Annotated in this window: 9 protein-coding genes; 7 read left to right on the top strand and 2 right to left on the bottom strand. The window is 43.6% G+C overall.

Annotated elements, in window-relative coordinates:
* Positions 1-291 (bottom strand): trimethylamine methyltransferase family protein (locus QZ998_RS02585; RefSeq protein WP_296557760.1); only part of this gene is annotated, 291 nt, incomplete at its 3' end.
* 308 nt (positions 292-599) lie between these two features.
* On the opposite strand from QZ998_RS02585, the gene QZ998_RS02580 reads away from it, so the two are divergent.
* From QZ998_RS02580 to QZ998_RS02550, 7 genes are all read left to right on the top strand, one after another.
* Positions 600-2,189 (top strand): BCCT family transporter, encoded by a 1,590-nt coding sequence (locus QZ998_RS02580; protein WP_296557759.1) that lies wholly within the window; start codon positions 600-602, stop codon positions 2,187-2,189.
* A 141-nt stretch (positions 2,190-2,330) separates the two neighbouring features.
* Positions 2,331-3,836: a BCCT family transporter gene (locus tag QZ998_RS02575; RefSeq protein WP_296557757.1), complete on the top strand. Its 1,506-nt coding sequence runs from the start codon at positions 2,331-2,333 to the stop codon at positions 3,834-3,836.
* Positions 3,837-3,978: 142 nt separating this feature from the next.
* Positions 3,979-4,608, top strand: a complete 630-nt coding sequence (locus QZ998_RS02570; RefSeq protein WP_296557755.1) for a cobalamin-dependent protein — start codon at positions 3,979-3,981, stop codon at positions 4,606-4,608.
* Between the two features lie 9 nt (positions 4,609-4,617).
* Positions 4,618-5,424: a methyltetrahydrofolate cobalamin methyltransferase gene (locus tag QZ998_RS02565; protein WP_296557754.1), complete on the top strand. Its 807-nt coding sequence runs from the start codon at positions 4,618-4,620 to the stop codon at positions 5,422-5,424.
* A 294-nt stretch (positions 5,425-5,718) separates the two neighbouring features.
* Positions 5,719-6,306 (top strand): hypothetical protein, encoded by a 588-nt coding sequence (locus tag QZ998_RS02560; RefSeq protein ID WP_296557752.1) that lies wholly within the window; start codon positions 5,719-5,721, stop codon positions 6,304-6,306.
* Between the two features lie 72 nt (positions 6,307-6,378).
* On the top strand, positions 6,379-7,098 hold the full coding sequence (locus QZ998_RS02555; protein WP_296557750.1) for a DnaJ domain-containing protein: 720 nt from the start codon (positions 6,379-6,381) through the stop codon (positions 7,096-7,098).
* 31 nt (positions 7,099-7,129) lie between these two features.
* Positions 7,130-7,540, top strand: a complete 411-nt coding sequence (locus QZ998_RS02550) for a hypothetical protein (RefSeq protein ID WP_296557748.1) — start codon at positions 7,130-7,132, stop codon at positions 7,538-7,540.
* A gap of 237 nt (positions 7,541-7,777) precedes the next feature.
* Here the strand turns inward: QZ998_RS02550 and QZ998_RS02545 are convergent, their stop codons facing one another.
* Entirely contained in the window at positions 7,778-8,731 is a 954-nt protein-coding gene (locus QZ998_RS02545; protein ID WP_296557746.1) for an ADP-ribosylglycohydrolase family protein, read from the bottom strand.
* Between the last annotated feature and the right edge of the window lie 34 nt (positions 8,732-8,765).

Here is an 8,765-nt window from a genome sequence, read left to right as displayed (position 1 = left end):
CAGCGACGACTGGCCGATGGTTTTTTTCTGAACAGTTCCGACCTGGAGTCTTTTACCCCGGGAAACATGCTCAAAATTTCGGGGACATGAAGCCAGGGCTTGATTGACCACTTCTTCTGTTATATAGACGATCTCACCATCAACCTTTAATCCTCTTTCTTTAAAAAGATCCAGTAGTTCAGGCGAACAAAAGCGGATTCCTTTGGTTTTTAATAAATAAAGGGATTTTTCATGAATGAGTTCAACAGATTCTTTAGTAACAAAATTTCGTGTATAGTGTTTTTTATACATAGTATACCTCCTGAGTATTTCTACTGGCTATCCTACGCATAATTCATGCCAACATGACAAGAGTTTGTAGTTTGGCCGTTTTATCTGATTATCCGGCTGGGGCAGGGGTTGTTTTTTATCGACCGGCGAACGAATTTAATCAGGCTGAGTGATTTTAACTCAAAAGACCAGGCAAATATCTGGACAGATTTTCGTAAAAGGCTTACGGTAAGCCATTTTAAGTTTTGGCATGTTTATTGCTAGTTTTAGAATATCAAATCATACTTTGAAGGGAGAAGATATATTGATGTTAATATATCAAAGAAGAAATGAAAAAAGAAATGCAGAAACCTGTTAAGGCTTCGATTTTTTCAACGGTTAATGGATGGACCTTTTTTCCACCACTGATTTTCACGGTTATTTTAAGTGCCGTGGTAATGACAAACCCCGAAGGTTTCGGAAATATTTTACAAGCCGCCTTTGCCTTTACCACCGACAGCTTTGCCTGGATGTTCAGCTGGTATTTTATGGCGTTATCAGCGGTAGTGCTATTTCTGGTCTTTGGTCCGCTGGGAAAAAAACGTTTTGGCAATGAAAAGCCCGAATATTCCACAGCGTCCTGGCTGGGAATGATGTTTACCGGAGCAGCTGGGCTAGGGGTACTAACCTGGACCACCGTTGAATGGTTCTATTCTTACCAAACACCGATGTGGGGCGTTGAAACAGGAACCTCGCAAGCGCTTGCCCAGGCGGCAATGCTGCCGTTATTCCACTGGGGTCCAGTTTTCTATATGGGGTATGCCCTGATTGCCGTGGTTTTTGCTTATCAGTTCTATTGTAAGAAATCGGCCGATTCTCTGCCGAGCACCGCTTGTACGACCTTGATTGGGGGTCAACGGGCAAAAGGGGGATTCGGGAAAATTATTGATATCATCTTTGTTATTTCGATGCTGTCCTCAGTGGTTACCTGTGTAGGGGTTAATATTCCGACGCTGGTGGCAATTATTGCTAATATTACTGGCAGCAACCCGCCCTTTATTGTTTCGGTAGTAATGATCCTATTATGGAGTGCCATCATGGCGGTGCTGCTGTTTGCTGGGCTAAAAAAAGGCCTCGGTTTACTCAGTAATATCCGTGTCTATCTAGGCTTTGGAATTCTCGTTTTTGTGTTGTTGTTTGGACCGACCTTCTTTATGCTTAATTCTTTTACTGACGGTCTGGGCATGGTGATGAATAACACCCTGCATCTGATTTCTAATACCGATCCCTATGCCCAATCTTTAATGCCCCAGGGTTGGACGGTTTTCTATTTTGCCTGGTATATCACCATGTCGATTCAAAATGGTGCTTTTTATGGACGAATTTCCCGGGGACGAACCGTGCGTGAACTTATTTTAGGTCTGATCGGTTCAACGGTTATTGGAACCTATATGTTTTTTGCCGTATTCCAGGGATTCTCAATTCACACCTTCTTAAACGAAGGCTTGGATCTGGGCTCTGTGATGGCAGCTGGGGGACAGGGTGCGGCGATTGCGGCAATCTGGAAATTCTTACCCTTTGCGGTTGTGATGATGCCGGTGCTATTCGTTTTTGCCAACATTTGTATGCAGACATTATTAAATGCCAATGCTTACAGTATGGCTATGGCGACCACTAAGGTTTTAAAAGCCGGCCAGGAACCTCCCATTTGGATTCGAATCTTTTGGTCGATCTGCATCGGTGTAATCAGTATTGCACTCTTGATGATCGGCGGCATCCGGCCCTTCCAGACCATTACCGTTATCTGTGGTATCCCGGCCTTGCTGATCATCGCCTTGATGACAATATCCTTTTTCAAGGATATTAAAAAGAATGGCTGGGTTAATTCACCAGACAGCGTCGAGGGCGTAGCAGAAATAGAAGAAACTCCAATAGGATAAGCCCACAACATATCAACTCACTAAGAAGGGCGACAAACAAAGGTAGGAGAAGACGGTTTCATATGATATACTGCAAAAAAAGTGTATTAAACGATTGGGATTACACGATTGAAAAATTCTGATAATGGAGAAAGAAACGATATGAAATCACATAAATCAAATACAGATTACAGTATGATTATCACCGTCTTAGCCTTTGTTTTTATTGTCAACGTCTACTTCTTCATCGCTCCAGATCAATCAAAGGTGACAATAGATTTGGTTAACCGTTATATCTTAAGCAATTTTGGATTTGTCTATGCATTGATTGTGCTGGCATCCTTAGGCTTGTGTGTTTTCGTGGGTGCCGGCCGATTTGGATCGATTCGGTTGGGCGATGAGAAAAAAGAATACAGTGAATTTTCCTGGGCGGCGATGATGTTCTGCTCCTCGATGGCGGCCGGTTTTATTTATTGGGGGAGTATTCAATGGGTGTTTCACTATATCAAGCCACCATTTGGAATGATCCCGCAAAGTGTCGAAGCTAGCGAATTTGCAGCAACCCTGCCACTGTTTTACTGGGGTTTATCGGCCTGGGGCGTTTATCTGATTCCGGCAGTGGCCTTTGCCTTCCTGCGTTATAATTTAAAAAACGACCGCTTCGATGTCGCTATCGCCTGTAGGCCGCTACTGGGAAAGCATGCTGATGGTCTGGGCGGAAAAATGATTAATATCCTCTTTCTCTTTGGTATTTTAGGTGGAATTGGAACCGCCCTGGGAATTGGCTCGCCTTTAATATCGGCCAGCCTCAATCAACTTTTCGGCTGGGATGATACGCCGATGCTGCGTTTTCTGGTTATTGTTGTGGTGACTGCAATTTTTACAATCTCAGCCTATAATGGGATAAAAAAAGGAATTCGGATCCTTAGCAATGTTAATATTATCCTGATGCTGCTGATGATTATGTATGTGTTTGTAATTGGAAACACAGGGTTCATTGTGAAAATGCAAACCACATCGTTGGGGATTATGCTGGATAATTATTTTAAAATGAGTACCTATCTGGACCCGATTCGTAATAGTGGGGATTCAGAATCCTGGCTGGTCTTTTATTGGGCCTGGTGGCTTTCCTATTCAATTTTTATGGGATTATTCATTGCTAAAATTTCCCGAGGCCGAACCATTCGGCAGGTTATCTTCGGAGGATTGTTTTATGGCTTTTTAGGTTCGTTCTCGATGTTTACAGTGCTTGGCAATTATTCGATGGATCTGCAATTGCGGGGTGTCTTTGATGTTGTTAAGGGTGTAGCTGAAAATGGCGGCCCGGCAACGGTTATCGCGATGTATGCAAAAATGCCTTATGGCGGGATATTTGTTCTGGTACTACTGATTGCGTCGATTCTTTCGATGGCGACAAGCTTCGACTCGGCGGCCTATACCATGGCCATGGTTTCATCAAAGCACATCCCGGTAAATGGGCGACCCAGTAAAACATTGATGATCTTCTGGGCGGTGGTCTTGGCAGCGATTCCAATGGGATTAATGTTCTTTGATGGTTCCTTTAATCAAGTGCAGGCACTTTCGGTGATTCTGGCATTACCTACGGCGCTGATCTATATCATCATTGTCGTCAGTTGTCTGAAAATGTTATCAGAGTATAAGAAATAAGAAATAAAAAATAATAAATAATAAAATAATAAAATAATAAAATAGCAGGACAGCTTAAGCTTTCTGCATGAGCAATATGGTTGTAATAAACGATGTGCATCAAGGCACAATACAAATTTTGTCAAAATGAAAGGATATATAAATGTTAGATTTTAAGGTATTAACACAGGCGTTAGGTGATTTAGAAGAAGATCAGGTGATGGAGATATTAAACGATTTTGCGACAACCAATCCATCTAAAGTAGAAGCACTAGAAGCCGTGGCGGCGTGTCAGGCTGGTATGGCGATTGTCGGCGATCTTTTTGAAACCGGCGAGTATTTTGTCGGCGATCTGATTTATGCCGGGGAGCTGTTAACCCAGGCGATTGATGTATTAAAGCCTGTTCTTGGCAGCGGTGCGGCAGAAATTAAAGGCACAATCTTATTAGGAACTGTCCATGGGGATTTGCATGATATCGGAAAGAATATTTTTCGAAGCATGTCCGAAGCTGCCGGTTTTAGAGTAGAGGATATCGGGATTGACGTTGCCGTTGAAGAGTTTGTTGCCAAAGCAAAAGAATTAAACCCTCAAATTATTGGCATGAGTGGCGTATTGACCCTGGCCATCGATTCGATGAAGGAAACCGTCGAAAGCCTCAAAGCGGCCGGCGTAGAGGCTAAGATCATTATCGGCGGAAATCCGACAACAAAGGAAACCTGTGAATTAGTGGGAGCCGATGCCTTTACAACCAATGCGGCCGAAGGCGTTAAGATTTGCCAGGGATGGGTGTAGGAGGTTATCATGATTATCATCGGAGAAAAAATTAATGGTTCGATTCCGGCCGTAAAGGAAGCGATCGAAAAAAGAGATGCGGCCTTTATCGCAGATCGGGCAGTCAAGCAGACCGAGGCTGGAGCACATTTCATTGACGTGTGTGCGAGTACCGCGCCAGAGTTTGAGATCGAAACCCTGAAATGGCTAATCGATGTGGTTCAGGATGCCACCGATACCCCGCTCTGTCTTGACAGTCCCAACCCGCGGGTTATTGAGGCCGTGTTTAAGTATGCCAACAAACCGGGAATGCTAAATTCTATTTCAGAAGAAGGGGATAAATGTGAGGTTTTATTGCCGCTGATGGAGGGGAATACCTGGGAAGTGGTGGGACTTACCTGTGATAACAAAGGAATCCCCAATGACGTCGAAACAAAGGTGCAGATTACCCGAAGCATGGTCGAAAAAGCTGCCAAATACGGTATCACACCCGATCGTATTCATATCGATCCCTGTGTGATGGCCTTATCAACCGAAAACAATTCGCTGCTTAATCTGATTCAGGAAATTAAAGCGATCAAGGAAATGTATCCAACCATCCATGTGACCGGCGCGATTAGCAATATTTCTTTTGGCTTGCCGGTGCGTTCTTTGCTAAATAAAACCGGGATGGCTTTTGCCATTCAGGCTGGAATGGATTCAGCGGTTCTGGATCCGAACAACCGCGAAATGATGGAAACGATCTTTGCTACCTATGCCCTGATGGGACTAGATAAGCATTGCCGAAAATATAGTAAGGCCTATCGATCAGGTCAAATTGGTCCGGCCAAAAAATAATAGCAACCACTAAAATCTCCATACGGTAAAAGTATGGAGATTTTTTGGTGTGCCCAGTAAGGGGTGACCTAAATAAGGGTTTCTTTTTAGTGTGAAAATGAATATAATAGCGAAGCATGAAGTCTGATTAAATCAGCTGAATACAACTGAAGTTGTCAATGGATTTAATTTCAACTAATGAAGGAATAACTGATCGCAAATAGAAACATGAAAATTTCAAAAAATTAGTCTAGTTTAATACATTCTAAGTAATTGGGTATATAAAAGAAAACGATAACAAAAAAGGAGACTAAAATGAGTTATAAAATTTTCGAAAAGTATCCTTTTTCCTATGATATGGAAAGCTTGGATAAAGAACTGCACTTAAGAGGGAATGAGGCGATGTTGGATATTCTTGAAGCCATCTATAAAATGGTTGAGAAAATTACCAGACCCAAAGCGATTTACTTTGAAGCTCGGATTACCGAAAAAACTGATGAATCGGTTAAAATTAATGGGGTGCCTTTTGAGAGCCAACTACTCAGGGGTTATGTCAATCAGGGCGATCCGGTCTTTCCCTATATTGTTACCGTGGGTACTGAGCTAGATGATTACGCCAAAACCCTAAAGGATCCGATGAAGCTGTTTATGATTGATGAAGTGATGAATCTGCTAGTTAATACCGGCAAGGTTTTTGTCGCGGATAGGGTCAAGGAAGCAACGGGCTGGCAGTCGGTTCAGGATTATGTGCCCGGAAACGGTGAAGAATGGTCTACGGTGGAACAGAAACGTCTTTTTGACCTATTTGCCGGTGAAACCGCTAAAATCGGGGTGACCCTGGGGGATAATTATTTTGTGCTGCCTGGGCGGTCTACTATTGGGGTGTTATCAAATTTAAACTAAACCTAAACATTTAGCGATACAATCATCCCACAACTGATTTTAAAATAAATTTGCAGATAAGGTGGAATCACAATGAATTTGGATCCCTATCAAGTTTTAGGTATCCCTCATGATGCCAGTGATGAGGATGTCTCAAAAGCATATAAGAAACTGGCGAAAAAATACCATCCCGACTTGAATCCGGGGAATCAGGAAGCCGCCCGGAAAATGAGCGAGGTCAATGCCGCCTATGACTTGATTAAGAGTGGTAAGGCCAATCTTGCCTATGGCAATGCCCATGGCACAGCCAGTCCGTTTTCACAAGGCCATTCGGGACAAACCAGAACCTATACCTATCGCTATACGACTAGTGATGGTCGTACCGGCCAGGCAGACCCCTTTGAAGGTTTTGATCCCTTTGCGTGGATTTTTGGGGCTTATTCCAGCCAGCGGCAGAGCTACAGTTTTGAAGCTGCAGCAAACCATATCAATATGGGAAATTACGAAGAAGCACTCAATGTCCTTAATCATCTGTCGGATCATAGTGCCCAATGGCATTTCTACAGTGCCATCGCAAATTATGGCCTGGGTTACCGGGATGTGGCCCGGGAACATGCCCGCATGGCGGTTGAGCTGGAGCCGGACAAGGATGAGTATCGAAGCCTGCTCAATCAAATGAATGGCCGACGCAGCTGGTTTAGCGGAGCTAGCCGGCGCTCGTCAAATTTTTCGCCGCTGGGTACCATTGTTAAGCTCTTCATTGGTTTTTATGCGATTCAGTTTTTGTTGTCATTTTTAGGATTAGTGTTTTGAACCTGTGGTTAAATAGATTAGGAGACAATCAATGGAAAGCTTGAAAAATAGGCTGAACCGCTTCATGGTCGGTCGTTACGGCATTGATCAACTTTATTATGCCGGCTTATTCCTGGCTCTGGGGCTGATGATGATTAATATGATGGTCAATTCGACGATTTTGATGATTCTTTCAAATGGTTTAATCGTGTTGATCGTGTTACGGGGTTTTTCCCGCAACATTAGTCGTCGTCGGATGGAAAACGAAAAATTTTCAAAAGTGTGGAATACCATTAAAAAAGAAGGCCGGATCTTTTTTCGGCGGATCAAAGGAATTCGGACACATCGTTACCGGAAGTGCCTTCATTGTAAAAAGACTTTGAAGCTTCCAATCAAGCGGGGAAAACATATGGTCCAATGTCCAGAATGCAAAGCATTCTTTGTGGTTCGGGTGATTGTGTAAAGAATATGAGACACCCTGGATCTTACCTCTCAAACGTAAAAAGCCCTCTTATTTCAGTGCTGGAGCATTGAAATGAGAGGGCTTTTTGCAGATTATACGAAGCTTAGTTTAGTAGAAAATCGAGTATATTGACAATTTTGATCCCGGTAAAGTCATTAAAAACAGGAATTTCTATGGTGAGAATAAATTTGGGATAGTTATCGACGATTGCTTGCAGGTGGCTGCTGTGCGTTTGGTTTAATTCAGGGACAGGTGAAATTGCTGGCAATGGTTGTTAATTAAGTCTTTAGCCTGCAAGGCGCTGAGCCAATTCGGAGAAATAGAATCATAACCATAATAAAGTCCGGCCAGCCCTCCGGCGATAGCAGCAACGGTATCGGTATCGGAACCCAGGTTGACAGCCATTAAGACACAGTCATCATAAGTGATCGTATTTAGAAGGCACCACAGAGCGGCTTCCAGGGTATCAACCATGTAACCAGAGCTGTTGATCTGACTTTCCGGGAGCAGGTGAAAATCGTGGTTCTTAATCCGGTCATAGTGGGGTAATTGTTTTGAAAACTGAGGATAGTGGTTGTAGTAGCTGAAGGCCTGTTGGGTGCCGGTTACAACAGCGGTAAACAGATCGTTCCAATCAAGAATCTTGTCAGCGATGGCGAGATAAATGCCACAGGCAATCTGGCTGCGACAGTGGGCGTGGGTAAGGCCGGCAATGCGATGCACAATATTCATCGCCTCAGTGTTTTGTATAAAATCCTTGCCGTAGTGTGTTCTAAGGTAAAAAAGCAGCGGGAGAATGCGCATCAAGGAACCGTTGCCATTGTTGCGGCCGCTTGTACTACCGCATTTTTCAGCCGGAGTCCCTTCTCTAAATCGAGTGATGGCAGCATAGGTTCCATTTCCGATATCCACAAGTTCGCCGAAGGGGCTAAAGGCACCACGTTCCATCCAGGCTAAAAAATTGGTCATCAGATCCGTGTAGTCAAGCCCTCTTGATAGACTGTCCATGAGGCAGAGGGTCAGGCTGGTATCATCGGACCAGGTTCCTTTGGGTTGAAAGTGACAGCCATAGCCCCACATATCGGTAACCGGATTCTGTTTTAGGGTTTCTCTGTCGTCAAATTCGACAGGAACCCCCAAAGCATCCCCGATTGCCAATCCAAAGATGCCACTCTTTATCATTTTTAACATAAGTCACCTCATTCGCTAAATTTATAATCGGGAA

The sequence above is a fragment of the uncultured Acetobacterium sp. genome (assembly GCF_927416815.1).
In the GTDB taxonomy this organism is placed as follows: domain Bacteria; phylum Bacillota; class Clostridia; order Eubacteriales; family Eubacteriaceae; genus Acetobacterium.
This window is presented reverse-complemented; position numbering and strand designations above follow the sequence as displayed.